We start from the raw sequence: 26,435 nt of genomic DNA on the forward strand, positions 1-26,435 counted from the left end.
TCCCTGCCCCCCCACCCAAAGGGCCGCCCGCCCCCCCCCACGGTTAGCGCAAAAACCCGCCCCGCCCCCACGGCGGGTTGCTTGGCGGGGGTGGCCCCCGCCGGCCACCACGAGCCGATCGTCATCGGCGCCGACACCAACGTGCAGGAGCATACCATCATGCACACCGACGCCGGCTTTCCGCTAACCGTCGGCCAAGGCTGCACGATCGGCCACCGTGCCTTGCTGCATGGCTGCACGATCGGCGACAACAGCCTGATCGGCATGGGCGCCATCGTGCTGAACGGCGCGAAGATCGGTAACAACTCGCTGGTCGGGGCTGGTGCACTGGTCACCGAAGGCAAGCAATTCCCCGACAATTCGCTGATCGTCGGCTCGCCCGCGCGCGTCGTCAGGACGCTCGACGAGACAGCAATCGCGAGGCTACGCGCCTCGGCCGCGCATTATGTCGCCAATGGGAGGCGGTTCAGGGCGGGGCTGAAGAAGGTCTAGCGCCAGGCAGTGAAGGCCGCCTATCGCAAGCCCAGAAATGGTGGAGCCGGCCCGGGGACGGGGCCGGCTCCTAAACCCGGTCGTTGGGGACGGGGAGGGTGGGGACTCGACCGGGTTTTCCGTCGCGTCCTCAGCGGACGCTGGCGACCGCGTCGGAGCGGCCGTCGTTGATCGTTACCCAGGCGCCGGAATTGCGGTCGGACTGGCGCTTCAGGTAGGTGTAACTGGTCATGGTCCAGGACAGCACCTTGGGCTGGAGATTGTCGAGGATGAACTCTCCAAGGCTGGTGCGCACGGTCAGCACCGCATGGCCGTCCCCGTTGCGCTGGCGCACCACCGTCATCAGCAGATCGCCGGCCGGCACGCCCATGCTCATCAGTTCGCGGCGCTTTTCCAGCGCATAGTCCTCGCAGTCGCCGAAGCCTTTGGGAAACGACCAGACTTCTTCCTTGCCCCACATTTCCATGTCGGTGCGCGGCGCGACCCTGCTGTTGACCGAATTGTTGATCTTGACGATCGTTGCCCACAGCTTGCGGGTGAGTTCGACCGGTGCCCGGTTCGGCGTCCTCTGATTGCATTCCTGCGGAATCTGCCGGCACAATTCGTAGTGACCGACCGGCTGCGTGGTGCGGCCGCCGGTATGCATGAACGCCGGCTCCGCCGCGCTTGCAATCCCCCAGCCGAAAAGCTGCATCGCTATTGCCGCCAGCAACAGCTTGCCCCTCGTCTTTTTCATTATTCAGTCTCCCCGTTTGAGGAGACAATGACACGGCTGGATTTATTTGACGCAAAAGCGCGAAGTAGACATTAAGTAAAACGCCCGTAGAATAAACATAAAATTTGATGCAATTGAGTATAGAATTATTTAAGGATTCTAGCCGGGTGCATTCCCATGCTTCGTAGCACCGTTCGAACAGCTAGGATGGCGATCTTCGCGATGGTGCTAAAGCTTCCGCGTCAGCCGCGCGGCGAGCTGAATTCGGTGTCGAGCGTTTCCGGCCGCTGGACGACGGCGAACTCGATGGCGACGCCATCTTCGAAATGGCGCACCACCTGGCCGCGCATGGTGCCCACCGTCACCTGGACGCCGATGGCCGGCTTGACGTCGATCTCGATCGCGGCGCCCGACAGCGACAGATCGATGATGCGGCACTGGTACTGCCGTCCGTCAGCAAGTTGCAGCACGCTCGTCGGGTTGCGCGGTGCCACGCGTTCATGGCGGCGGTCTTCCGGCAGGTCGAGCTCGTGCTTGTTGGCAAGCCAGGTCAGTTGCGCGGCGAGCTTGTCCCGCTTGCGGTCCGACGCGATGACGGTCATCGCAAAGCCATCCTGCAAAGTGCGGGTGATGACGCCTTCGATGCGGCCGATGTGATCGATGTAGGCAATGACCTTTTCACCCGGCAGGCCGGCGCGCTCGGTGCGCAGTGCGACGTTGCCGGGCGACATGTCGACCACCTGGCAGGGATGTTCGGTGCGGTCTTCCAGCATGAAACGTCCGTAAATCTTCACGCGGACGCGCTGAAAGTTACGCCTTTCAGCTTGGGACGGCGCATGGTCGACCGCCGCTGACCTCATGACTGCCATACCCCGTTCGGCATTCCGCGCATGGATGCGGGGAATTTCAGCGGAAAACTACAACAAAGCAGGTTAACAAAGGGGAAAGCCCGGCACTGTTGCTTTAAGCTTTGGCATCATTCTTCGCGTCCGCCGTCGAAGACGACCAGGTGACGGATGCGACGGGCCTGGCCGAGCGCCGAAATCGTCTCGGGCGGGTCGAATTCCGATGGGGCGAGCGAGGGAACTTCGATCGCCGGGCGGTTCTTCAGGAACATCGGCTCCTTGTCGGGATCGACGACACGGATCGAATCGATCAACGCGTCGAGAACCGGGTCGGCGCCCAGCCAGAAGGGCTTTTCAACGGCGCTTATCACGCCGAGGCAACGCGGACTCTCGACACCGCCGTCGAGCGGCAGTGCGAGCAGCTCGAACCTGTTGGAACGGCCGTTGCGGCTGAAACCCTCATAGGTGATGAGCACCACCGATTTCAGGTCGAAGACGCCATCGGTCAGCTTCGAGATCAGCCGCTGGTCCTTCTCGCGCCACAGCGAAGGGAATGAAAACCCCTTGAGTTCACGGCCATAGACTGCGCAAAGCCTGGTGCCGGCCAGCCGGAACACCGCTTCGCCGCGCGTGTCCTTTTCCAGGATGAACGTGTCGGCCAGCAGCGACTTGATGTCGGCCGGTTCGACTTCCGAGCGCTTCGGGGCAGGGCGTCCGTCACGCAATCGGTTCCAATAATGGAACAGCGTGATCGATCCGGTCTGGTTCATGCTAATGCTGCTCCGCGCATTCTGTCTTCTGATGTCCCATCGGTGAACAGAAGGGCGCCCTCCGAAGACCTACATGCGTTGCGGAGCAGGATGCGTGCCAGCATCGTTAATACTTGTTCACGGGTCGGGGCGGTTAAGGTTAACAACTGGTTTACGTTGCGCGCCGGCCAGGCCTGTGGCACACCAAAACCACTCCAGAAGCGGTCGTTTTGCGACGATCGGCAGCACTTCAGTCAAGAGTTCAGGGGGAGCAAGGGGGCTCGACCAGCCGTTCAAGGGAAACCTTGGACGGCTTCTTTTTTGATTCGGAGCTGCTGATTCGCCGTTTGTGATTCGGTTGGCCGTGATCTACATGCTCGCGAAGTCCAATCCAGCGACTGAGTGCAAGCCATATGAGCGACCCAGAAAGCCCACCGGAGATCGAGCAGGGCGAGAGTGGGCCTGCCGCCCGCGAACCGGAGCAACGCCGTGAACCGGTGTTCAACCTGCCGCCCGTGGTGCTGGCGGTGATCGGCATCTGCGTCGCCGTCCATCTGATCCGGGTCTATTGGCTGACCGACGACCAGGACTTCGAACTGCTTGTCCGGGCAGCCTTTGTGCCGATCCGCTATTCCGGCCGCTTCGACCTGGATTTCTTCGCGTTTTCAAGCCCTTTTACCTATGCCTTTCTGCATGGCGGTTTTGCCCATCTTGCCATCAACATGGTGTGGCTCGCGGCCTTCGGCTCACCGCTGGCCAACCGCTTCGGCGCGTTGCGCTTCAGCCTGTTCTTCGCCGCGACCGGACTGGCGGCGGTGGCGCTGTTCTGGGCCATGCATCCGCTTGGCGAAGCGCCGCTGGTCGGCGCCTCCGGCGCGATTTCCGGCATGATGGGTGCGGCGGCGCGCTATGGCTTCCGCATCGACCGCTCGTCGGGCAAGGCCGCCTTCGCCGGCCAGCCTTTGCCGATGGCGGCGGTGCTGCGCTCGCGCGGCGTCGTCACCTTTCTCGCCATGTGGATGGTGATCAACCTGGCGACCGGCCTCTTCGGCCTGGCGCCCGGCATTGACGGCCAGATCGCCTGGGAAGCCCATATTGGCGGCTTTCTTGCCGGCTTCTTCGGCCTGCGGTTCTTCGATCGGCGAGAGCAGGCGCTCCAACAGGCGGACGAGCCGGACACCTGAGACCTCCGCACTTGAAATGAAACCGATCGCGGCGCACCATGTTCATACTAGGGAAAGCCGGCCAAGGCAGGAGCCGGCAGGAAATGCAGAGGAGGACGTCATGACTGTTAAGGCAATTCTCGAGGCAAAAGGCCACGACGTGGTGACGCTCGGGCCGAACGAAAAGCTCAGCGAAGCCATCCGCATGCTTTCCGAACACAGGATCGGCGCGCTGGTCATCACCAACGGCGATCACAAGATCGTCGGCATTCTTTCCGAGCGCGATGTGGTGCGGGTTCTCGCCAAGGAGGGGGCGGCGGCGCTCGACCTTGCCATCCGCTCGGCGATGACGCCCAAGGTGAAGATCTGCAATGAGAACCACACCGTCAACGAGGTCATGGAGATCATGACCAAGGGCCGCTTCCGCCATCTGCCGGTGGAAAAGAACGGGCTGCTCGACGGCATCGTGTCGATCGGCGACGTGGTCAAGCGGCGCATCGAGGATGTCGAGCGCGAGGCCGAGGAAATCAGGGCCTATATCGCCACGGCATAGGTGAGGGCGGCCGGGTTGCCGGCCATTGAATTTTTTCAAGCTGCTATAGCAGTCCATCGCGGCAGGTGCGGGCCTGTGCCGCGTCGGCGCCCGCGGCTTTGCGCTTGTCTCTCTTGGCGGTTTGCACTAGCGAAGTTGCACATCAAAATATGCGTTCTCGCATATCCGCAATTCCACTATGCAGGCCACTATGACCCTCATCGATACCCGCACGCCCGACGCCAAGCGCCTGGTTCCCGGCGCCACCGGCGACTGGGAGATCATCATCGGCCTCGAGGTCCATGCGCAGGTGACCTCGCAGGCAAAGCTGTTTTCCGGCGCCTCGACCATTTTCGGCGCCGCGCCCAATGCCAATGTCAGCCTGGTCGACGCGGCGATGCCCGGCATGCTGCCGGTCATCAACGAGGAATGCGTCAAGCAGGCGATCCGTACCGGGTTGGGCCTGAAGGCTGAGATCAACCACAAATCGGTCTTCGACAGGAAAAACTATTTCTATCCCGATCTGCCGCAGGGCTACCAGATCTCGCAGTTCAAGCAGCCGATCGTCGGCGAGGGCAAGGTGATCGTCTCGGTCGGCCCGCACCGGCAGGGCGAATTCGAGGACATCGAGGTCGGCATCGAGCGTCTGCACCTGGAGCAGGATGCGGGCAAGTCGATGCACGACCAGCATGCGACAATGTCCTATGTCGATCTCAACCGCTCCGGCGTGGCGCTGATGGAGATCGTCTCCAAGCCGGATATGCGCTCCGCCGATGAAGCCAAAGCGTATGTCACCAAGCTGCGCACCATCGTGCGCTATCTCGGCACCTGCGACGGCAATATGGACGAAGGCTCGTTGCGAGCCGACGTCAACGTCTCGGTGCGCCGGCCCGGCGGCGAATTCGGCACGCGCTGCGAGATCAAGAACGTCAACTCGATCCGCTTCATCGGCCAGGCCATCGACTATGAGGCGCGCCGCCAGATTGCCATCCTCGAGGACGGCGGCAGGATCGAGCAGGAAACGCGGCTGTTCGACCCCAACAAGGGTGAGACGCGCTCGATGCGCTCCAAGGAAGAAGCGCATGACTACCGCTATTTCCCGGATCCCGATCTTCTGCCGCTGGAATTCGACCAGGCCTATGTCGACGAGTTGGCAAAGGACCTGCCGGAACTTCCCGACGCCAAGAAGGCTCGGCTGATCGCTTCGCTTGGCCTGTCGACCTACGATGCCTCGATCCTGGTATCGGAAAAGGCGGTCGCCGATTATTTCGAGAAGGTGGCGGCCGGGCGCGACGGCAAGCTCGCCGCCAACTGGGTCATCAACGACCTCCTGGGGGCCTTGAACAAGGCCGGCAAGGATATTGAAAACGCTCCTGTTTCGCCCGACCAGCTTGGTGCCGTCATCGACCTGATCAAGGAAGGCACCATCTCCGGCAAGATCGCCAAGGATCTGTTCGAGATCGTCTGGAACGAGGGCGGCGATCCGCGTCAGCTGGTCGAAAGCCGTGGCATGAAGCAGGTCACCGACACCGGCGCCATCGAAAGGGCGGTCGACGAGGTGATCGCGGCCAACCCGGACAAGGTCGAGCAGGCGCGTGCCAAGCCGACCATGGCCGGCTGGTTCGTCGGCCAGGTGATGAAGGCGACCGGCGGCAAGGCCAATCCGCAGGCGGTCAACGAGCTGGTCAAGGCCAAGCTCGGGATCGAGTAGGATGTTCGTCCGCACCGCCGGCGAGCGCGATCTGGCGGCGGTGCGCGCATTGCTGATCGAGACATGGCATGCCACCTATGACGCCATCTACGGCGCGGCGCGGGTTACCGAAATCACCGATGAATGGCATTCGATCGCCGCGCTCAAAGCACGGCTGACGCGGCCGAACTCGGAGTTCCTGGTCGCCGACGACGGCAAAAGCATCGGCGGCATGGCTTTCGCCGCCGCCACCACGGATGCCAGGATCGTCATGCTGAACCAGCTTTACGTGCATCCGGCCTGGCACAGGCAAGGCATCGGCCAGGCGCTGCTGGACGAGATTGAGGCCAGCTTTCCGGAGGCCCGAACGCTACGCGTCGAGGTCGAGGAAGCAAATGCCCCGGCCATCGCCTTCTACCGCTCGAGAGGGTTCTTGCCCGCCGGCAACACGGCCGATTGCGGCGGCGCCACAGGGTTGCCGGCGCTGGTTTTGGAGAAGGCGATCGGCTAGCTCGTTCGCCTGACGCTCAGTTGCGTTTCACAGGCAGGTTGGAGCAGCCGGCAGCGAGAAACTCGCACGGCAGGCTGCCGCCGCCGCCCGACGTGTGCGGGGGCGTAGCGGCTTCGATTTTTTCGACCTCGTAATATTTCGAGGTGACACCCCATTTTTTGACGCCCTGGCACGTCGAGCGCACGCCAACCTCCGTCGCCTTTGCCGCCGTCTTGTAATAGGTGGTGATCCGGCAGGATTGGCTGACCGGCAGCGCGTTCGCCGGGCTCGTGACCGGCGGCAGGAAGGTCGGGAAGGCAAGCAGCGAGATTGCCGCAATGATCCGGACAGCGGGCATGGTGTGGGGAAGGTGCAGCATCGTTTGTCTCCATCGATGGCGCCGCTCGCTCGTGGCGCAGCGGCGCGTTTGTTCCCGCAGGATCAGGCCATGAAGCAGGCGCTGCCGCATCTGCCGCGCGGGGGATGGCGGCGGCGGTCCGAACCGCCGCCGTCATCCGCGAGTGGCCGCGTCAGGGCGTTTTCGGCTTGATGAGCTTCTTTATCGGAACAGCGACTTTTGGTGGCCGGACCGTACTGGCTCCACCGTCGACGGCCAGCCCGCCGCTGTTGAGATAGCGCACCGTATAGTGCAGCTCGTAGCCCGGAACTCTGATCCATGTAGGCTTGTGATTGAACTGGTCAGGAGGCCTCGAATACCACTTCGGGATCTGCATGATCTTGGAACCGGCACCGAATCCCGCACTCTTGGCCGCTACCGCGAAGGCGCTGTCTCTGGGATCGTTCGGCGGCTGGTCGACATTGCCGATGACGACCAGCGAATCGTATTTTCGCGCGTCGAGCCTGAGTGCGGGAAGGTTCAGCGCAGCCACGTCGCCTTCGCGCATCGTCAGCGCCTTCTGAAGGCCGTCCTCATTGGCGTAGACATTGAGGTTAATGGCCTCGGATTCCGCATAGACCACATTGTTGTGGAAGTCGCGGGCCGCCAGACGCGTGAGGCTGTCGAAGGTCACTTCAACCGTCGGCTTGGCTATGGCGTCCGTCACAATCAGGTTGCGTCGCGGCACCGTCCAGAAGATGAGATCGTCGCCGGTGGCTTGCGTGCCGGCATCGGACCCGTCGATTGCCGAGCATTTCGAATTCGGAACCGGCGTCGTCACCGGCAGGGGTGCCGAAAACGAGCTGCGTACCTGGGCATCGATGTAGTTGCCGATGTTGAAAACATCTTCGAGGATGTTGCCGCCTTCGAAGCTCGCCGGGCCGGGTTGCGAGCGGATGATGACCTGGCTGGAATCGGTCTGCCAGCGGCTGCAGAAGACGTTGACGTCTATGGGAATGCCGATGTGACGGTCGGACGTCAGCGGGATCGAGACCTTGATGGTGAGGATATAGGGAACTTTGACAAACCAGCTGTTCGGCTGGTTCAGCATCTGCGTCGCAAAGCGCGACGGCCGCCATTGCTTCAGCGATTCGATCGATGCGCGCGATGATCGTCCCTGGGCGGCTAGCTGTGCGTTGGTGGCGTCGACCTTGGCCTGCGCCAGGTTGCGGACGGTGTTGGTGATCAGGAACACGCCGAGTTCGGCTTTGCAGGGCCTGTTCGATTGTGTGGGGTTGCATGGGGCAAGTGCCGCACTGGCAACCGGCGGCCCCGAAGGCGGCGGCTGGGCGGCCGCGGTGGCCGCCATCAGACCGAAGAACAGCATCGTGCAGGTTTTCAACATGGTATCCTCGCTCTGTCGTTGGAAACCACCCTCCGGCTAGACAGCAGCATTTGTCCGATGGCGGTTCATCGCCCGCACGGGGGATGAACCGCGAAAACATCGGGCGGGCCTAGCGACGTCGGGCCGCCGTCCTTTCGGATTGGATGGCTACTGCTTCACGACGCCCTTGGTCGTCGCCTTCGGCGCGACGACCTTGGGCTTGGGGGTTTTCGGACCTGGGTCGACTACCAATGCGGCCGTGCAGGAGCATTTGCCCGAACCGCAGTTCAGGTCGCCCTTGCACATTTTGGAATGCCGCATGTCGGTGCAGTCGGCGGTCCCGGAGCAGGAGCAACTGCCTTGCCCGATCGTACCCGACTGACATTTGAAGCTCCATGCCGGATCGGCAGCAAGGCCGGCCACAGCGAGCGATAAGACAAAAAGCGTTGTCGAGATGAGCTTGCGCATGAATACCTCCCGGTTCTATCGAGCGATGGAACCACGGAGCAGCAACGCCTTCATCTCCCGCGCGGGAGATGAATTCGCGTACCGGTGACGACCGTCAATGCTGTCCCTTCAGCACGACGAGATAACCGCGTTCGACGCGAAGCCGGAACGCGATTTGCCCTGCGGTGCCGGGATCCTTGGAAACCTTGTCGATGACATAGCCGCTGGGATGCGAGCCAAGCCATTCTTCCGGTTTGTCGGTGGTTTCGAATGGCTTTTGCAACCGGGCCAGGAAGCCGACTTCGCCTTGATAGTCGAAAGCCACGGCCCAGTCCGCATCCTTTCGCTCGTCGACGAAGTTGGCGAGCGGCGTCAGGTCATAGCGTTTGAACGCGGTTGCCGATGCCACCGCATGGCCGATGCCGAAAATGACAAGCATGACGACGGCCGAGCTTTTCAGCCTGGCGAGCGGGATCTCCGCCATGAAATACCCGAACAGGATGGTCACGAACGGCAACATCGGCACGACATAGTGGGGCTGCTTGCCGGATATCGCGCTGAACGCCAGCAACACGGCAACGAACGAGAACGACAGTAAGCGCAAGGCGCGCAGATCGGGCGACTTCGTCTCGATCAGGCTGCGTATCCGCGTGCGCAGCTTCAATCGCCATACCTCGGGTATAAAAATCCACGGCATGAACATGACCGGCAGCAGCAGCAGATAGAAGTAGAACGGCCGGCCGTGCGAATTGCGCAAATTGCCGGTGACGCGCCCCGCCGATTGGTTCCAGACCAGATCATAGACGAAACTGCCCTTTGTCAGAATGGTCGCCGGCACCAGCCAGATCGCCACCGGAATTAGCGCGGCGAGCACTGCCAGGCCCACTCCAGCGAGGAAGTTCGGTGTCGCCAGTCCCGCCCGCCGGTCGCGCCAGAACGGGTAGAACAGGATGGGCGCGCCGATATGGATGAGCACCACCGGGCCTTTCGTCAGCACGCCCATGCCGATGAACAGCCCGGCCAGAACGGCGTGCCAGCGGTCGCCGCTCCGGGCAAAGGCAATCAACGACAACAGCGCGGCGAGCACAAAGACCGTCAGCAACAGGTCGAACAGGATCAGCGTCGAATAGATGACGAACACGCTGCTTCCGGCGACCAGCCAGGGGACGCGCCGTGCGATGTCGTCGCGGCCGGGAAACAGGGTCCTTGCCAAAGCCGTCGTCAGCCAGATGACGAGTGAGGAGGCGGCGAAGATGACCAGCATCGCCGCCGGCCGGCTGGCGCCGAAAACGGTCCAGACAAGGTCGATAAGCCAAAACAGCAGCGGCGGCTTCTGCAGATAGGGCGCGAAATTCATCGTCGGGACGAAGATCTGTCCGCTCAGATACATTTCCCAGGTGACGCTGAGATATCGCGTTTCGTCGACGGGCAGCAGTGGCCGGAAAGCGACCGCGATGACGATCAGCCCAAGCAGGAAAAGGTAGGGGAGCAGCCGCTCGGTAGATGTCGGTATCAAAGATCGAGATCCGCGCCAGAAACCATTTTCTTTCCAGCCGAGCATAGTGCCGCGTTTCTGGACCGCGAACGACCGCACCATGATTTTGGCCGAATTGCAACGATGCCGGTTTCGTTTTGCAGATTTTGCGGATGATGTTCTTAAAGGCTTGGAAAACTTACCGGCCGAGCCTTTTGGACCACGGCCGGTCCGGGGGATCTGCGCAAATCAACTGGAGCGCAACGGCGGCGACAATTCGCGCATCAAGAGTTCGAGCTCGCGCTGATCGCCGGTACCGGTCTTGTCGAAGATCGTCGCCAGCTGCGACTTGACGGTGCCGTCCGAGACGCCGCCGGCCGCGGCGATTTCCTTTCGCGTCAGGCCGGCGGCAACATGACCGGCGACGCGCCTTTCTGCCGCGGTCAGTCCGAACAGCGCCGCAATGGCGTCCAGCGCCGGGATTGGTGCCGAACCGGCCGCGGCGATGAAGATCGCCGCGGCGGCGCGCTGCGAGATACGCGCCGAGATTTCACGCCGCGCCAGCGGCATCACATGGGCCACCGCCGGAACGGCCGTCTTGGCCAGCGGAATGTTGATGCCGCAAGGTCCGAGCGCGAATTCGTCGCGCGTGCCGAGCTGGACGGCACGGCCGATCGCGGCATTGGCGTTGGAATAGGTGAAGGAAAGCTGTCCGCGCACGCAAGCGACCGAGATGTTTTCGGCGAGCAGCGCTTCGGCTGTCGGGTTGGCGAAGATGATGGTCATGTCTTCGGCGACGATCAGCACGGGATGGTCAAGGCTTTCGATGATGGAACGGAAGATTTCGGCCTTGCGCCGCTCCGCCTCGAACAGGTCGCCGATGGTCACCGCGCGCCGCACATGCGGCGCCAGCAGGCAGACAAGCTCGAGGTCCTCGCTGGAAATCTGGCGCCTGTCCTTGTCGGTAACCACCATCAGCGTGCCGATCCGGGTCGGCCGCTTCATCAACGCCACCCAGAAGAAATCGTCCAGCCGGTTGGGTTGCACCCATTCGCGCACGATGCGGCTTTCGAGCCATCTCTGTCGCGTATCCGGACCTTGCAGGGCGTAGATCGAATCGACAGTGAACGGCACGTCGATCTCCATCTTGGGAACCGCCGCATAGAACGGCACTTGCGAGCCGTAGTCATGCTTCAACGGCTCAAGAACTGCGGGATCGCCGCAAGACACCGAAAACCGCGCGGAACTGCTGATCGTGTCGATGACGGCGAGCATGGCAAGCTGGCCTTCCGCCAGGCTGCAGATGGCCTCGAGTGTCGCTTGCCAGCGGCCGACGTCGGCAATCGAATCGTAGATCGCCTCAACGACCTGCGGCAATGCGCGACCGGCCGTGCCCGCCAGCGATGACATGAGCCCCTCTCATTTGCCGCCCTTGAGGCGACGAAGCATCAATTCCTAGAATAACGCTGCGTAAGGTTGCCAACAACCCATTTCATCTGCTTCGCGCGGACGCGAGGATCGCATGAACGTATAGTTTGCCCGCCAGCCATTTGCTCGTCGGTTGCGGCAAGACCCTTGCCTTCGCAATGCCGTGACGCCATAAGCAGGAACAGGCGCCGCGAGGACTTGCTACAAGGACTTGCCACGAGGATTTGGATGAAAACTTTCCTTCTGCAGTTTTTCACCTGGTGGAACAGCCAGACGCTGGGAACGCGCTTCCACACCTGGCGGCACGGCAAGATGGTCGGGCAGGACGAGGTCGGCAACGTCTACTACGAGGGCGGCGTCGATTCGGAAGGCCGCACCCGCCGCTGGGTCATCTACCGCGACTATTCGGAAGCCTCGGCGATTCCGCCCGGCTGGCATGGCTGGATCCATCACCGTGTCGACGTTGCGCCGCCAACGGAAGACTACAAGCCCCGCGACTGGCAAAAGCCGCATGTGCCGAACCTCACCGGCAGCCCCGCAGCCTATCGCCCGAAGGGCTCGGTGCTGACCAACCAGCATCGTCCGCAGGTGACGGGCGACTACGACGCCTGGACGCCCGGTTCGTGATCGATCGCCGCGACACGCGCGCGGTTCCCACAGGCACCGTCCCCACGGGCGCGGTCCTTTGTCGCCACAATTGCTGTTTAGCTGTTTGCTGATCCGACAGCAGCAACTAGCCTTGGCGTTAAGAGAATCACCCGGGCGCAAACCACCGGACCTTGCATGAGCATGTTCAGCCGAATTTTGACGGGCGGATCAACCGCGGTCGTTCTCGCTTCTATGGTGGCGCTTGCTGCTGCGCAGGAGTTGGCGCCGCCTGCGCCGGACGCGTCGGTGGCACCCGCAGCACCCGCAGCACCCGCAGTATCCGAGCGCATCACCAATCCCGTCGCTGAATTCGCCGGCATCGACAAGATCACCGGCCGGATCATCACCTTCGACGTCTATATCGACGAGACGGTGCAATTCGGCGCTTTGCAGGTGACGCCGCGCATCTGCTATTCGCGGCCGGAAAACGAAGAGCCGAAGACGGATTCGTTCGTCGAGGTCGACGAGATCACGCTCGACCGGAAAATCCGCCGTATCTTCACCGGCTGGATGTTTGCCGAAAGCCCCGGGATCAACGCCGTCGAGCACGCCGTCTATGATATCTGGCTGAAGGGCTGCAAGCAGAAGTCCGACGTGCCGGCACCCGCTGCCCCCAAAACCAACTAGAACCTGTCAGCGCGGCGGATACGGCGTCTTGCGGAACCGCCTTGTTGTCCGAGCGTTGGGGCTTCTCTAGGGAGGAGGTTGCCATGATGATGGCCAACAAAAGCGAGCTTCTCGACATCGAAAAGGGATTCTGGACCGGCGACGCCGACTATTTCAAGGCCAACGCCGACACCGAATGCCTGGTGGCTTTCCTGCAGATGGCGCGGGTGATGAGCAACGCCGATCTGGCCAAAACCGCGACGGAGCCGAAGCGCTGGCGCGAGCTCGACATCGACCTCAAGGGCATCATCGAGCCCGGCAGCGACATCGTCATGCTGACCTACGAGGCGCGTGCGACCCGGCAAAATGGCGAAGCCTATGCAGCACTGGTCAGTACCGGCTATGTCCACCGCGTCAATGGCTGGAAGATGATGTTCCATGCACAGACACCGCTGGTGACGGCGACCAAGGGCTGACCGGCCGGTAGAGCAATTCCAGGAAAAGTGTGAACGGTTTTCCGTGCGGAATTGCGTCAAAACACAAAATAGACCGGTTCGGCGTTTCCGTGAAACGATGAACCGTTCTAGATCACGGAAAAAACACAGCCTCGCCCTTTAGCGCCTCGGCCAGCATCTTCTCGTACTTGCCACGTGGCACGTCGATTGCGCCGAAACGTTTGAGATGCTCGGTCGTGAACTGCGTATCGAGCAGCGCAAAGCCGCGCGCCTTCAGGCGCTCGACCAGATGAACCAGACAGGCCTTCGAGGCGTCGGTCTCCCTGGCAAACATGCTCTCGCCGAAGAACACCCGGCCGAGCGACACCCCGTAGAGCCCGCCGACCAGCCGGTCGTCGTGCCAGGCCTCGACCGAATGGCAATGGCCCATCCGATGCAGCTCGACATAGGCTTCGCGGATTGGTGCGTTGATCCAGGTCGACCGCCGTTCCTCGCGTCTTTCGGCGCAGGCGTCGATCGTCGCCTCGAAATCGAAATCGATGCGGAATTCGAACAGATCCTTGCGGATCGTCTTCCTCAGGCTCTTCGGGATGTGGAAACCGTCGAGCGGAATGATGCCGCGCGTCTCCGGCCGCACCCAGAACACCTCGGGGTCATTGGCATTTTCGGCCATCGGGAAGACGCCGGAGGCATAGGCTTTGAGCAACAGGTCGGTCGGGATGCGATAGCCGGGTGCGTAGGGGCGGGTCATCGCGTCGCCCCTGTGTCACTCGCCTTTGGCCAGATATTTTTCCAGCCAGTGGATGTCGTAGTCGCCATTGGCGATGTCGGCGTTGCCGACGAGGTCGCGAAACAGCGGCAGCGTGGTCTTGATGCCGTCGACCACGAATTCATCGAGCGCGCGTCGCAGCCGCATCATGCACTCGACGCGGTTGCGGCCGTGCACGATCAGCTTGCCGATCAGGCTGTCGTAGTAGGGCGGGATCTTGTAGCCGGAATAGACGCCGGAATCGACGCGGATGCCGAGGCCGCCTGGCGTGTGGAAGTGGGTGATGGTGCCCGGCGAGGGGGTGAAGGTGCGCGGATCCTCGGCATTGATGCGGCATTCGATAGCATGGCCGTGGAAGCGGATATCTTCCTGGCGCACCGAAAGCCCGCCGCCCGAGGCGACGCGGATCTGCTCGTGCACAAGGTCGATGCCGGTAATCGCCTCGGTCACCGGATGTTCGACCTGCAGGCGCGTGTTCATCTCGATGAAATAGAACTCGCCGTTCTCATAAAGGAATTCGATGGTGCCGGCGCCGGAATAGCCGAGATCGGCGATCGCCTTGGCGCAGACGCCGCCAATATGTGCGCGCTCCTCGGCATTGAGCGCCGGCGAGGGCGCTTCTTCCCAGACCTTCTGGTGGCGGCGCTGCAGCGAGCAGTCGCGCTCGCCGAAATGCACGCCGCGCCCGGCGCCGTCGCCGAACACCTGCACTTCGATATGGCGCGGCTTCTGCAGATACTTCTCGATATAGACGGCGTCGTCGCCGAAGGCGGCGCCCGCCTCCGAGCGTGCCGTCTGCAGCGCCACCTCGAGGTCGGCCTCGCTATGCGCCACTTTCATGCCGCGCCCGCCGCCGCCGGCCGACGCCTTGATGATCACGGGGTAGCCGATCCCGGCGGCAATGCGCTTGGCCTCCTTTTCCTCGGTGACCGCGCCGTCGGAGCCGGGTACCACGGGAATGCCGAGGCGCTTTGCGGTGCGCTTGGCCTCGATCTTGTCGCCCATGATGCGGATATGGTCGCCGGTCGGACCGATGAAGGTGATGTTGTGCGCGGCGAGGATGTCGGCGAACTTGGCGTTCTCCGACAAAAAACCGTAGCCGGGATGCACCGCGTCGGCGCCGGTGATCTCGCAGGCGGCGACGATCTGGTGGATGTTGAGATAGCTGTCGCGCGACGGCGGCGGGCCGATGCAGACGCTCTCGTCGGCGAGACGCACATGCATGGCGTCGGCGTCGGCGGTCGAATGCACCACCACCGTCTGGATGCCAAGCTCCTTGCAAGCGCGCAGCACCCTGAGGGCAATTTCGCCGCGATTGGCGATGAGGATTTTCTGGAACATCTTTCGCCTGTTCCCGGCTCTACTCGATCACGACGAGCGGCATGCCGTATTCGACCGGCTGCGCATCTTCGAACAGGATCGCCGTCACCATGCCGGCGCGCGGCGAGGGGATCTGGTTCATCGTCTTCATCGCCTCGATGATCAGCAGCGTCTGGCCTTCCTTGACCTTCTGGCCGATTTCGATGAACGGCTTGGCGTCGGGCGACGGTGCCAGATAGGCGGTGCCGACCATTGGCGAGGCGACGGCGTTCTTCGACACGTCGGGCGTCGCCGGCGCGGCCGCTGCCGCAGGCTGCGTTGCTGCCGGGGCATAGGCCGGCGGCGCTGCGGCGATCGCATGGACGGCCGGCGCCTGCCGTGAGACGCGCACCTTCAGATCGCCCAGCTCGACCTCGATCTCGGTCAGGTTGGTGTCGTTCAGTATGCCCGCCAGATCGCGGATCAGCTGCTGGTCAACACCGTTCTTCTTTATCGACATTTTCGAGCCTTCTGTTTGTTGGCCGGTCATAGGCGTGCAGCCAGCGCCTGCAGCGCCAGCGTGTAGCCGAGCGGCCCGAACCCGCAGATCATGCCGACAGCGACCGGCGCGACCATGGAGACGTGGCGGAATGGTTCCCGCGCGTGGATGTTGGAGAGATGCACCTCAGCGACCGGCAGCGGCGCGACGGCGCGGATGGCATCGTGAATGGCGACCGAGGTGTGGCCGTAGGCGCCTGGATTGATGACGATTGCGGCGGCCTTCTCGGCGGCCTCGTGGATCCAGTCGACGAGGTCGCCCTCATGGTTCGACTGGCGGAAATCGATCTCCAGCCCAAGTGCGGCACCCGCCTGCTTGCAGTCGTCGGCGATCGCCGCAAGCGTCTTGCCGCCATAGATGCCCGGCTCGCGCTTGCCGAGCGCGTTGAGATTGGGGCCGTTCAGGACGAAAACCGTTTTCAAAAAATGCCGACCTTTCCCGGCGCGGCTAAGCCGGCGCGCCGGACCCTCTATAATGGGCATAGACGCTGGCGAAAAGAGCGCAAGTGCGTTCTTTCGCCGTCCACAACAGCCGGAAAACGGCCCGCGCCGGAAACCCGCAGCCTGATCGAAACCCGAACGCTAATCAGAGTGCGGCCTTCGCCGCCTCGATCTTTTCGGCCAGCACTTCCTGGCCGAGCGCGCCGAACACAACCTCGTTGCCGACGACATAGGACGGCGTTCCGGTGATGGCGAGCTTGGTGGCAAGATCATAGGTCTTGGAGAAGGCCTCAGTGATGCTCGGGTCCTTCATCTTTTCGCGCAGCGCAGCCTCGTCGGCGCCGAGCGACAGCGCCACCTTGATTGCCGCCGCCTCGGTGGCGCGCCCCTGGCCGCCGAGCAGCGCGTTGTGGAATTCGCCGTATTTCTCCGGCTTCATCAAGTGGAAGGCCATCGAGACGACGCTCGCCTTCTGCGAATCAGGGCCGAGGATCGGGAATTCCTTGAGCACGAAACGCAGGTCCGGATCGACCTTGGTCAGCGCGCGCATGTCATCGATTGCGCGTTTGCAGTAACCGCAATTGTAATCGTAGAACTCGACGATGGTGACCTTGCCGTTCGGATTGCCGACAACGCCGTCGAAGGCGGAGTTGAAAATCTGGTCCTTGGCGTCTTTGATGACGCCGAGACTGGCGACGCGCTGTTCTTCCTTCTGCTTGGCCTCGAGCGCCTGCTGGGCTTCCAGAAGCACTTCCGGGTTCTTCAGCAGATAGTCGCGGACGATGCCTTCGACTTCGGTGCGGTCGAGCTTGGTTTCCGAGGACGCCGTCTGGACAAGCTGCGCCGTGCCGGCCGTCGCCGTCTGCGGATTTCCGGCGACGAAGCCGAACGCCAGCATGGCGAGGGCGGCTGCCACTCCGGTAGTGCCCAGCAGAATTGCCTTGGTCATGATCCTCGATCCTCTAGCCTGTGTTCGGGTCCGCTCGGTTCGGCTGTGTCGCAGCGTGCGTCCGAAAGGTTCACTTCTTCTTACCTGATGTTGCGTAGTTTATAATGTCCTGCGCGCGAAGCCAGCCCGGCTCGCCCCGCTTCATGCTCTGCTGCGCCCGCATGGCGAAGATCTTCGCATTCTTGTAGTCGCCGGAATAGAAATGCCCTTCGGCGGTCGCAAGCTCGGCCGCCGGGATGTTGCCGAGTTCGCCATAGGCCTGTGCCAGATAGCGGTATCCGGCGGCGTTTTCGCGATCCCGCCCGAGGCCCGTGTTGATCTGCGCCACCGCCTTCTTCAGCGAATCCGGCGTGCCGATAGCCATCAGCGCCTGGCCGTACGAGACCGGCAGCAGCCCGGATCGCGCCGGATCGAGGCTGACCGACCTGGCATAGGCGTCCGCCGCATCCTTCGGCCTGTTCGCCTTCATCAGGATGTCGCCGCGCAATTCCTGGAAATAGGGATTTTTCGGCTGTTCCTTGATCAGTGCGTTGGTCTTGGTGAGCGCCGAGGCCAGATTGCCGAAGAGATAGGTCATCTGCGCGTCGCCATAGCGCGAGGCGAGACTGCCGGGGTTCTTGCGTATCAATCGCGACGCCGCGGCCTGTCCTTGCATATAGGCGGCGATCTTGATGCGCATCATGTCGTGGCGCTGCTGCAGTGTCGGTGGGTCGACCTTGTCGAGGTAAGGGCTCTGCTTCACCAGCACTTCGAGATTGGCGATACGCTCCTGCGGCATCGGATGGCTGATCTTGTAGGGATCGACTTGGGCGCCCGAGAGCGACAATGCATTCTGGAAACGGCTGAACGTCTTCAGCATGCCCATGCCGGACTGGCCGGTAGCATTGAGATAAGCGATTGCCGAGCGGTCGGCGGTCATCTCTTCGGTGCGCTGATAGGCGAGGATACTGCGTTGCGCCATCTCGCCGCCGCCGGCCATCACGCCCATGCCGGCCCCAGCGAGGCCGCGGCTATTGCTGGTGGCGCCGGCCACCATGGCGCCGGCGCCAAGCAGCGTCGCCAGGATTGCCATCGTCTTGGCGCGCTCGAGCTGTTCGCGCAACTTTTGCTGGTGTCCGCCGGCGATATGGCCGGCCTCGTGGGCGATGACCCCGATGATCTCGTTGGGCGTTTCGGCTGTCATCAGCGCGCCGGTGTTGATGAACATGCGGCGGCCAGCAACAAAGGCGTTGAAGCTCTGGTCGTTGACCAGCACGATGTTGATGGCGTCGCCCGATAAGCCGGCCGCTTTGAAGATCGGCCGTGCGTAATCCCGCACCAGCGCCTCGATCTCGGCATCGCGCACCACCGGCACATTCTGCGCAAACGCGTTGACCGAGCCAGCCATGGCTAGCACCGCGGCAAGCGAAAGCGTCGCGAAGGCGCGCGCTGTCCTGGCGATCGTCGATCTGGGTCGGCTTAACATGGCAGGTCCACTGGTAGACGAGCGGGCGAAGGATGAAAAGTCGGCACCTTAAAACTTACCGAACTTGTGATCCCCACATCAATCGGGCATTTGTGCGGCGCGGCCTGCATGGCCGGCACGTGCGGACAAGTGTGGTGGATTGAAAAATGGTTGTTTCGCTTTCGCGCCGCGGCGCCGTCGAGCCGTTCCACGCCATGGACATCCTGGCCGAGGCGAATCGGCTGAAGGCCAAGGGCGTGCCGGTCGTTTCCATGGCAGTCGGCCAGCCGTCCGACCCGGCACCGGCCGGGGTTCGCGAAGCGGCGGCGAGCGCCTTGAAAGCAGGCCGCATCGGCTATACCGACGCGCTGGGCCTCGCCGGCCTGCGCAAGGCAATCGCGGCCCATTATGGCGAGCATTACGGGCTTGACGTGCCGCCCGAGCGGGTAGCCGTTACCACCGGATCGTCGGCTGCCTTCAACCTTGCCTTCCTGGCGATGTTCGATCCGGGCGACCGCGTCGCCATCGCCGCGCCGGGCTATCCGGCCTATCGCAACATCATGGCTGCGCTCGGCATCGACATCGCCGAGATCGAGCTCGGCGGCGCCGCCTATCTTCATGCCGAGCACCTGAAAGCCGCGCACCGCGAAAAACCGCTGAAAGGCGTGCTGTTCGCCAGCCCGGCCAATCCGACCGGCGCGGTCATTCCCGCCGGCGATCTCGAGGCGCTGGTCGAGACGGCGCGCGAGCTTGGCATCGCCGTGATCTCAGACGAGATCTACCACCGGCTGGCCTATGCGGCGCCCGACACGACTGCGCTGTCTTTCGGCGCGGACGTGACGGTGATCAATTCCTTCTCGAAATATTATTGCATGACCGGCTGGCGCATCGGCTGGATGGTGCTGCCGCAGGATTTGGTGCGGCCGATCGAGCGCATCGCCCAGAGCCTCTACATCTCGCCGCCCGAACTGTCCCAGATTGCCGCGATCGAAGCGTTCAAGGCGACAGAAGAGCTGGAGGCGGTGAAGGCGCGTTACGCCTGGAACCGCGAGCTCTTGATGCAACGCCTGCCGGACCTCGGCTTTGCGCTTGCTGCGCCCATGGACGGCGCCTTCTACGCCTTCTGCGACGTCACCCGGCACACCAACGACAGCATGGCGTTTGCGCGCAGGATGCTTGCCGAGGCGCATGTGGCGGCGACGCCCGGCCGCGATTTCGATCCGCTGCAGGGCCATCGCACGATGCGCTTTTCCTACGCCGGCAGCCACGACGACATGGTCGAGGCGATGGCGCGTATCGAACGCTGGCTGAAGTAGCGGGGACGACGATGCCGGAGCTTGAACAGGCGCCGCAACGCGGACAGGCGCCCCAACTTGGACAGGCGCCCCAGCTTGAACAGGCACTGCGCGAGGTTGCCGCCGAAATGGCGGAGCGTGCCGATCGCGGCGACGTTGCCAGCTATATTCCGCAGCTGAGCAAGATCGACCCGAAAAAATTCGGCATTGCCGCGGTGACCAATGACGGCCGCGTGCTGACCGCGGGCGACGCCGACGAGGCATTTTCGATCCAGAGCATCTCAAAGGTATTCACGCTGACGCTGGCGCTCGGCAATGTCGGCGACGCGCTATGGCAACGGGTCGGACGCGAACCGTCGGGCAATCCGTTCAACTCGATCGTCCAGCTCGAGCACGAGAACGGCATTCCGCGCAATCCGTTCATCAATGCCGGCGCCATCGTCGTTTCAGACATCCTGCTTGCCGGCCATCAGCCGCGCGAGGCGATCGGCGAGATCCTGCGCTTCATCCAGTTCCTGGCCGATGACGACACGATCATCATCGATCGCGAGGTCGCGGCGTCCGAACGTGCCACCGGCTTTCGCAATTTTGCGCTTGCCAATTACATGAAATCGTTCGGTAATCTCAATCACGCGCCGGAACTGGCGCTGGGCGTTTATTTCCACCATTGCGCGATCGCCATGAGCTGCCGGCAACTCGCCCTGGCCGGGCGCTTTCTCGCCAATGGCGGCAACAATCCGGCGACCGGGCATTCCGTCGTCTCGGCCGAGCGCGCCCGCCGCATCGGCGCGATGATGCTGACCTGCGGCCATTATGACGGCTCCGGCGACTTCGCTTTCCGTGTCGGCATTCCCGGCAAGAGCGGCGTTGGCGGCGGCATATTGGGGATCGTGCCGGGCGTCGCCTCGCTTGCGGTGTGGTCGCCTGGCCTCAATGCCAATGGCAATTCCAGGCTGGGCTCGATCGCGCTGGAGAAACTGGCGAAGATGATGAACTGGTCGATCTTCGCGCCATAGTGCCTGTCGCCTGGAATTGGCACGAAGAAATCCCGCGCAGCCAGTCGGCAGCGCGGGATTCTTTTAATCAGAAAGTCTGGCTAATACACGGAAAAGCTTAGAAAAAGCCCTTCCGCTGCCACCAGCCGGCACGCTTCGGCTTGTCCTCGGCCTTTGCTTCCTCGGTCTTTGCCTCGTCGGGGACGATCGAGGAGACGACCGGCACGACCGGAGCATCCACCGGTGCGGGTTTGCGCCGCGACGGCCGGGCTTTCGGCGTTTCCTTGCCAGCCGCCACTTCGGTCTCCTGCCGAACCGGCGCAGCGGTCTCGCCGGAAGCCACCGCCGCGGCTTCGGCGGCCGATGTCTCGGCGCCCGCAACCTCGGCAACTGCTTCCGCCGCGGCCTTCTTCGGCTTGGCGGCGCGGCGCGGCTTCTTCGGCTTTTCGGCGCTCGGCGTGTCGTCGTTCGCCGGAGCACGCACCGCAAGCTCTTCGGCCGGCGGCGCGCCTTCCGGCTCGGCGGTCACGGGCTCTGCTTCCGATACGGCACCTTCTGTCATGCCGGCCGGCTCGCCGGCGCTGGCTTCGACGCCGTCCTCACCGTCTTCACGGCGATTGCGCTTGCCGCCGCGCTTGCCGCGCCGGCGCTTCTTGCCGTGACCGTCGTCCGCCGCTTCCGCAGTTTCGGCAACACCGGCCGGCGCTTCACGTTCCGCTTCCGCGCCTTGCTCGGCGGCGGCTACGAGGGCATCGTCGGTCGGCGCCGAAACGGAAGCACCTTCCCCGGCAGCGGCCTGTTCACGATCCCCGTGTTCACGATCCCCGTGTTCGCGATCCCCGTGTTCGCGATCCTTGCCGCCGCGCCGTCTGCGGCGCTTGCGGCGCTTGCGATCGCGGCCTTCGCCGTCCTCGCCGGACCTTGGCTGCTGCGGCTGCTGGGCAGGGCGTGGCTGCTCAGCCTGCACCGGTGCCTCCTCTTCCTCCTCGATGACGATCTCGTCCTCGGGTTCTTCCGGCTCGACATAGGCCGGGAACGTGCGGGCCTCGACAAAGCCTTCCGGCTTTTCGGCCAGCGCGCCGCGGAAGATGGCATAGTGTTGTGCACCGACCGTGTCATCGGCTTCGATGGTGATGGTCACGCCGAAGCGGTGCTCGAATTCCACCAGCGTGCCACGCTTGTGATTGAGCACATAGAGCGCGGTCGCTGCCGGCGTCCGCACCGTGATGTGGCTGCGCGAATCCTTGAGCAGGAATTCCTCGATCGCACGCACCACCATCAGCGCAACCGACGAATCGGAGCGCACATGGCCGGTGCCGCCGCAATGCGGGCAAGGCTTCATCGTCGATTCCAGAACGCTGGCACGGATGCGCTGGCGCGACATCTCCATCAGCCCGAAATGCGAGATGCGGCCGACCTGGATGCGGGCGCGGTCGTTCTTGAGGTGATCCTTCAGCCGCTTCTCGACGGAGCGGTTGTTGCGGTTCTCCTCCATGTCGATGAAGTCGATGACGATCAGGCCGGCGAGATCGCGTAGCCTCAATTGCCGGGCGACTTCCTCGGCGGCTTCCAGATTGGTGTGAAGCGCGGTGTCCTCGATCGAGTGCTCCTTGGTGGAACGGCCCGAATTGACGTCGATGGCGACCAGCGCTTCCGTCTGGTTGATGATGATGTAGCCGCCGCTCTTCAGCGTCACCTGCGGCTGCAGCATGCGGTCGAGCTGTGCTTCGATGCCGTTGCGCACAAAGATCGGCGTCGTGTCGCGGAACGGCTGTACCACCTTGGCGTGGCTCGGCATCAGCATGCGCATGAAATCCTTGGCCTCGCGGTAGCCTTCTTCGCCGGAAACCAGGATCTCGTCGATATCCTTGTTGTAGAGGTCGCGCACCGACCGCTTGATCAGGCTGCCTTCCTCATAAACCAGGGCAGGGGCCGTGGATTGAAGCGTCAGATTGCGGACATTTTCCCAAAGCCGCATCAAATATTCGTAGTCGCGCTTGATCTCTGCCTTGGTGCGGCTTTCGCCGGCCGTACGCAGGATGACGCCCATGCCTTGCGGCACTTCGAGATCGGCGACCACTTCCTTCAGCCGCTTGCGGTCTTGCGCATTGGTGATCTTGCGCGAAATGCCGCCGCCGCGCGCCGTGTTCGGCATCAGCACCGAATAGCGGCCGGCCAGCGACAGGTAGGTGGTCAGCGCCGCACCCTTGTTGCCGCGCTCTTCCTTGACGACCTGCACCAGCAGGATCTGCCGACGCTTGATCACTTCCTGGATCTTGTACTGGCGGCGCACCGGCTTGCGGCGGTTGCGCACTTCTTCAAGCGCGTCTTCGGCGCCGACCGATTCGACCTCGTGATCGTCCGAATGCGAGGATTGCACCTCCTCCAGCATGCCGCGATCATTGTCTTCGGACGTCGCTTCGCCGCTCGTCTCGGCCCCGCCTGTCTCGACCTCCCTTGTCTCTACTTGCGGGACGGCTTCCGAGATTACGTCGGCGTCGACGCTGGCAGCGATGGAACTGGATCCGCCTTCGGACGGCTCGGTCTCGCCGCTATCGGCGACTTCATCACTCTGTCCGGCGGCATCCTCGCTCTGTCCGACAGTATCGGACATGGTGTCGCCGCCGTCGGCAGCGGCATCCAGGTTCTCTGCGACGGCATCTTCGCCGCTCTCGCCATTCTCACCGTCGGACGCGCCTGCCTCGCGCCTGTGCTCGCCGCGGTCGCGGCTCTTGCCGCCACGCCGGCGTCCGCGCTTGCCGCGGTCGCGGCTCTGGCGGTCGTCGCCCTCGGCGGCTTCCTCGTCCTCTTCGTCCTGGGCTTCCTGTGCTTCCGCACGCAGCAGCGCCTGACGGTCGGCGACCGGAATCTGGTAATAGTCGGGGTGTATTTCACTGAAGGCGAGGAAACCGTGACGGTTGCCGCCATATTCGACGAAGGCTGCCTGGAGGGAAGGTTCGACGCGCGTTACGCGGGCGAGATAGATGTTTCCTTTGAGCTGCTTCTTGTCCTGGGATTCAAAGTCGAATTCTTCAATACGGTTACCGCGAACGACGACAACGCGTGTTTCCTCCGGGTGGGAGGCGTCTATCAGCATTTTGTTGGGCATTATTTCGTTTCCCCCCGGCAGCCGTCGGCCGCAGCTTGCGGGGCAATGCCCGCTGCCGTGGACCTGGAACATGGGTGCCGGACAATTGAACGTCCGCCGGCCGCTGCCTGAGCGCCATGGCGGTGCCGCCCGCAGCCGTAGTGGCGCGGTTTGTTGCGGACCTTTCCATGATTGCGCTTGAAGCCATCGTAACCAGCAGAACCTTTTGAACCAAAGCCCGGGAAAAACCGGACCAGCTTGTTTGCTCATACAGAGCCGGCGCGGGACAATCCCGGCCGTTTTGCTCACGCAGGCGATTCCCCCGCCACGGGAGCACGCCTGCGAAAATCGTCGCGATCACCGATGCCTTCTTCGCCTGAAGCGAAAGGAGCCGTCTTGCGTCTGACCTGTAGCAGGAAGCTGCGGAGGAGGACGGTTCCAGGATTGCAGTGATCCACCATCGCTTTTATGATTTGGCGGGTTGGAAGGCAACCCCGATTCCCGACGCCGGCAAAAAGCCGTTCCGCAACGGAAGCCCAGGTTCCAAGCCTTCCATGAAAAGGCTTGGTTAACCTTCTCTGGATACCAATCGTTAATCGAGTTCGCGGCCTGCCGGAACTTTGACAAGCAATAGGGCACTTTGACGAACGATCGGGCATGACGCCAAACAGGAGCGACTGGTAGAAAGATGGGACTGGCAGGCTTCGCAGACAAGGGCCGTCATCATGGAGGCTGGTTGTTCCGCACCGCCTGCCTGCTGCCGCTGATCCTGGCTTGCCTAGTCTTTCCGCCACTTTCGCGTGCTGCCGACGTACCGATCGGCGCCACAAGCTACAAGATGGCCGGCGATGCCACCAAGATGCGCATCGTCATCAATTTCGACCGCGATCCCGACATCAAATGGTTCCTGCTGCGCGGCCCCAATCGTCTGGTCATCGATCTGCCGGCCACGAGATTCGCCCTAAATGCCAAGGATGTGAAGCCGCGCGGCCTTGTCCGCGCCGTGCGTTACGGCGGACTCGGCGAGGGAAAATCGCGGCTGATTCTCACCGGCAAGGGACCGTTTGCCGTCGACAATCTCGACGTGCTGAAGAACGATGATGGCAGTGGCTACCGCATCGCCATCGACATGTCGGCGGCGTCGCAGCGGGAATTCGATGCAGCGCTCGCCAATCAGGCGCTGACCACCGGCTCGACAGTCTCTGCCGACAAGGCCGGCAGGGTCGGTACCGGGCCGGTCTCCAATCCGGGCCATCGTTTCACCGTCGTCGTCGATCCCGGCCACGGCGGCATCGACGGTGGTGCCGAGGGCCTGAACGGCACTGTCGAGAAGAACGTGACGCTCGCCTTTGCCATGGAACTGCGCGACAAGCTCACCGCCAGCGGCAAATATGACGTGTTCCTGACGCGCGAAACGGACGAGTTCCTGCGGCTCGACGATCGCGTGCGCATTGCTCGCCAGCATGAGGCCGACCTGCTCATCTCGATCCATGCCGACACGATCAGCCTCAAGGGCATTCGCGGCGCAACCGTCTACACCGTGTCCGACAAGGCTTCCGATCCCGAGGCACAGGCGCTTGCCGACCGTGAAAATCTTTCCGACCAGTTCGCTGGCATGGAGATCAAGGACGACAGCAAGGAAGTGACCGATATCCTGATCGACCTGATCCGCCGCGAGACGCATAATTTTTCGATGAGCTTCGCGCACACTCTTGTCGGCCAGCTTTCCACCAGCGTCGGCCTGATCAACAACCCGCAGCGTTCTGCCGGCTTCAAGGTGCTGAAGGCGCCGGACGTTCCGTCCGTGCTGGTCGAACTCGGCTATCTGTCGAACGCCAAGGACGAAGCGCAGTTGCTCAGCGCCGATTGGCGCAACAAGGCGACCCAAAGCATAACCAACGCCGTTGCACTGTTTGCTTCGGCCAAGAGCGGAACGGGGGCCGGAGGCTGAAATGCCCGCCGGCGCCCACAACCTGAGGCAGCGTTGCACGGCGACAACACCCTGTGCTTTTATTTCCGGCATTCGAAACCGAAATTCCACGCTGCCGTATTTTGCCCACATGGTCGCGACATGGCTTTTGCGATTACGGGTTGGGATCGTCCCGAAAGCTTGCGCGAAGGGCGGCTTCGTTTAGGAAATTC

General features: G+C 62.8%; 26 protein-coding genes. 11 read left to right on the top strand and 15 right to left on the bottom strand.

What is annotated here, in order from left to right; genetic code table 11:
• Window positions 1-492: gamma carbonic anhydrase family protein (locus NKI01_RS25605; protein ID WP_502899470.1), on the top strand; the 492-nt coding region annotated here is incomplete at its 5' end.
• Window positions 493-622: 130 nt separating this feature from the next.
• Here NKI01_RS25605 and NKI01_RS25610 read toward each other — a convergent pair.
• The 3 genes from NKI01_RS25610 to NKI01_RS25620 form a co-directional block, all read right to left on the bottom strand.
• The gene (locus NKI01_RS25610) at window positions 623-1,228 is read right to left on the bottom strand and encodes a transglutaminase-like cysteine peptidase (protein ID WP_352965123.1); all 606 of its coding nucleotides are present in this window, start codon (window positions 1,226-1,228) and stop codon (window positions 623-625) included.
• Between the two features lie 221 nt (window positions 1,229-1,449).
• Entirely contained in the window at window positions 1,450-2,067 is a 618-nt protein-coding gene (locus NKI01_RS25615) for a PilZ domain-containing protein (protein WP_352965124.1), read from the bottom strand.
• A gap of 116 nt (window positions 2,068-2,183) precedes the next feature.
• Entirely contained in the window at window positions 2,184-2,822 is a 639-nt protein-coding gene (locus NKI01_RS25620; protein WP_023717462.1) for a PAS domain-containing protein, read from the bottom strand.
• A 392-nt stretch (window positions 2,823-3,214) separates the two neighbouring features.
• Between NKI01_RS25620 and NKI01_RS25625 the strand changes: the two genes are divergently transcribed.
• The 4 genes from NKI01_RS25625 to NKI01_RS25640 all read left to right on the top strand — a co-directional run bounded on the left by NKI01_RS25625 (window position 3,215) and on the right by NKI01_RS25640 (window position 6,697).
• Entirely contained in the window at window positions 3,215-3,985 is a 771-nt protein-coding gene (locus NKI01_RS25625) for a rhomboid family intramembrane serine protease (protein WP_023717463.1), read from the top strand.
• 100 nt (window positions 3,986-4,085) lie between these two features.
• Window positions 4,086-4,517: a CBS domain-containing protein gene (locus NKI01_RS25630; RefSeq protein ID WP_023717464.1), complete on the top strand. Its 432-nt coding sequence runs from the start codon at window positions 4,086-4,088 to the stop codon at window positions 4,515-4,517.
• A gap of 190 nt (window positions 4,518-4,707) precedes the next feature.
• Window positions 4,708-6,207, top strand: a complete 1,500-nt coding sequence (gene gatB, locus NKI01_RS25635) for an Asp-tRNA(Asn)/Glu-tRNA(Gln) amidotransferase subunit GatB (protein ID WP_352894813.1) — start codon at window positions 4,708-4,710, stop codon at window positions 6,205-6,207.
• 1 nt (window position 6,208) lies between these two features.
• Complete coding sequence (locus tag NKI01_RS25640; protein ID WP_023717466.1) at window positions 6,209-6,697, top strand: GNAT family N-acetyltransferase; 489 nt, start codon at window positions 6,209-6,211, stop codon at window positions 6,695-6,697.
• Window positions 6,698-6,713: 16 nt separating this feature from the next.
• On the opposite strand, the gene NKI01_RS25645 is transcribed toward NKI01_RS25640, so the two are convergent.
• From NKI01_RS25645 to NKI01_RS25665, 5 genes are all read right to left on the bottom strand, one after another.
• Entirely contained in the window at window positions 6,714-7,055 is a 342-nt protein-coding gene (locus NKI01_RS25645; protein ID WP_352894815.1) for a hypothetical protein, read from the bottom strand.
• A 151-nt stretch (window positions 7,056-7,206) separates the two neighbouring features.
• Window positions 7,207-8,418, bottom strand: coding sequence for a hypothetical protein (locus NKI01_RS25650; RefSeq protein WP_352894817.1), 1,212 nt, complete (start codon window positions 8,416-8,418; stop codon window positions 7,207-7,209).
• Window positions 8,419-8,565: 147 nt separating this feature from the next.
• Entirely contained in the window at window positions 8,566-8,865 is a 300-nt protein-coding gene (locus tag NKI01_RS25655; protein ID WP_352484548.1) for a hypothetical protein, read from the bottom strand.
• 94 nt (window positions 8,866-8,959) lie between these two features.
• Window positions 8,960-10,360 carry an ArnT family glycosyltransferase gene (locus NKI01_RS25660; protein ID WP_352484549.1) on the bottom strand — a complete coding sequence of 467 codons (1,401 nt, stop codon included), beginning with the start codon at window positions 10,358-10,360 and terminating at the stop codon, window positions 8,960-8,962.
• Between the two features lie 207 nt (window positions 10,361-10,567).
• On the bottom strand, window positions 10,568-11,728 hold the full coding sequence (locus tag NKI01_RS25665) for a helix-turn-helix transcriptional regulator (RefSeq protein ID WP_352818020.1): 1,161 nt from the start codon (window positions 11,726-11,728) through the stop codon (window positions 10,568-10,570).
• A 246-nt stretch (window positions 11,729-11,974) separates the two neighbouring features.
• Between NKI01_RS25665 and NKI01_RS25670 the strand changes: the two genes are divergently transcribed.
• The 3 genes from NKI01_RS25670 to NKI01_RS25680 all read left to right on the top strand — a co-directional run bounded on the left by NKI01_RS25670 (window position 11,975) and on the right by NKI01_RS25680 (window position 13,476).
• Window positions 11,975-12,373 carry an NADH:ubiquinone oxidoreductase subunit NDUFA12 gene (locus tag NKI01_RS25670; RefSeq protein ID WP_352484551.1) on the top strand — a complete coding sequence of 133 codons (399 nt, stop codon included), beginning with the start codon at window positions 11,975-11,977 and terminating at the stop codon, window positions 12,371-12,373.
• 156 nt (window positions 12,374-12,529) lie between these two features.
• Window positions 12,530-13,021, top strand: coding sequence for a DUF2155 domain-containing protein (locus tag NKI01_RS25675; RefSeq protein WP_352484552.1), 492 nt, complete (start codon window positions 12,530-12,532; stop codon window positions 13,019-13,021).
• A gap of 86 nt (window positions 13,022-13,107) precedes the next feature.
• Window positions 13,108-13,476, top strand: coding sequence for a hypothetical protein (locus NKI01_RS25680; protein ID WP_352965145.1), 369 nt, complete (start codon window positions 13,108-13,110; stop codon window positions 13,474-13,476).
• 112 nt (window positions 13,477-13,588) lie between these two features.
• On the opposite strand, the gene aat is transcribed toward NKI01_RS25680, so the two are convergent.
• The 6 genes from aat to NKI01_RS25710 form a co-directional block, all read right to left on the bottom strand.
• Window positions 13,589-14,206 carry a leucyl/phenylalanyl-tRNA--protein transferase gene (aat, locus tag NKI01_RS25685; protein ID WP_023717475.1) on the bottom strand — a complete coding sequence of 206 codons (618 nt, stop codon included), beginning with the start codon at window positions 14,204-14,206 and terminating at the stop codon, window positions 13,589-13,591.
• A 15-nt stretch (window positions 14,207-14,221) separates the two neighbouring features.
• Entirely contained in the window at window positions 14,222-15,565 is a 1,344-nt protein-coding gene (gene accC, locus NKI01_RS25690) for an acetyl-CoA carboxylase biotin carboxylase subunit (RefSeq protein ID WP_352859693.1), read from the bottom strand.
• 19 nt (window positions 15,566-15,584) lie between these two features.
• On the bottom strand, window positions 15,585-16,043 hold the full coding sequence (accB, locus tag NKI01_RS25695) for an acetyl-CoA carboxylase biotin carboxyl carrier protein (protein WP_352894820.1): 459 nt from the start codon (window positions 16,041-16,043) through the stop codon (window positions 15,585-15,587).
• A gap of 26 nt (window positions 16,044-16,069) precedes the next feature.
• Complete coding sequence (gene aroQ / locus NKI01_RS25700; protein WP_352894822.1) at window positions 16,070-16,504, bottom strand: type II 3-dehydroquinate dehydratase; 435 nt, start codon at window positions 16,502-16,504, stop codon at window positions 16,070-16,072.
• Window positions 16,505-16,667: 163 nt separating this feature from the next.
• A complete protein-coding gene (locus NKI01_RS25705; RefSeq protein ID WP_352894823.1) occupies window positions 16,668-17,471 on the bottom strand; it encodes a DsbA family protein in 804 nt (267 codons plus the stop codon).
• A 70-nt stretch (window positions 17,472-17,541) separates the two neighbouring features.
• Window positions 17,542-18,936 (bottom strand): M48 family metalloprotease, encoded by a 1,395-nt coding sequence (locus NKI01_RS25710; RefSeq protein ID WP_352965127.1) that lies wholly within the window; start codon window positions 18,934-18,936, stop codon window positions 17,542-17,544.
• A gap of 146 nt (window positions 18,937-19,082) precedes the next feature.
• On the opposite strand from NKI01_RS25710, the gene NKI01_RS25715 reads away from it, so the two are divergent.
• Together NKI01_RS25715 and NKI01_RS25720 are read left to right on the top strand one after the other, a co-directional pair.
• The gene (locus NKI01_RS25715) at window positions 19,083-20,231 is read left to right on the top strand and encodes a pyridoxal phosphate-dependent aminotransferase (protein WP_352587620.1); all 1,149 of its coding nucleotides are present in this window, start codon (window positions 19,083-19,085) and stop codon (window positions 20,229-20,231) included.
• A gap of 11 nt (window positions 20,232-20,242) precedes the next feature.
• Window positions 20,243-21,226, top strand: coding sequence for a glutaminase (locus NKI01_RS25720; protein WP_352484558.1), 984 nt, complete (start codon window positions 20,243-20,245; stop codon window positions 21,224-21,226).
• A gap of 97 nt (window positions 21,227-21,323) precedes the next feature.
• On the opposite strand, the gene NKI01_RS25725 is transcribed toward NKI01_RS25720, so the two are convergent.
• The gene (locus NKI01_RS25725; protein ID WP_352965130.1) at window positions 21,324-24,314 is read right to left on the bottom strand and encodes an Rne/Rng family ribonuclease; all 2,991 of its coding nucleotides are present in this window, start codon (window positions 24,312-24,314) and stop codon (window positions 21,324-21,326) included.
• Window positions 24,315-24,981: 667 nt separating this feature from the next.
• Here NKI01_RS25725 and NKI01_RS25730 point away from each other — a divergent pair.
• Window positions 24,982-26,244, top strand: a complete 1,263-nt coding sequence (locus NKI01_RS25730; protein ID WP_023717484.1) for an N-acetylmuramoyl-L-alanine amidase — start codon at window positions 24,982-24,984, stop codon at window positions 26,242-26,244.
• Window positions 26,245-26,435: the final 191 nt, after the last annotated feature.

Origin of the sequence: Mesorhizobium sp. M0815 (assembly GCF_040319995.1) — a bacterium.
Taxonomy (GTDB): Bacteria; Pseudomonadota; Alphaproteobacteria; order Rhizobiales; family Rhizobiaceae; genus Mesorhizobium.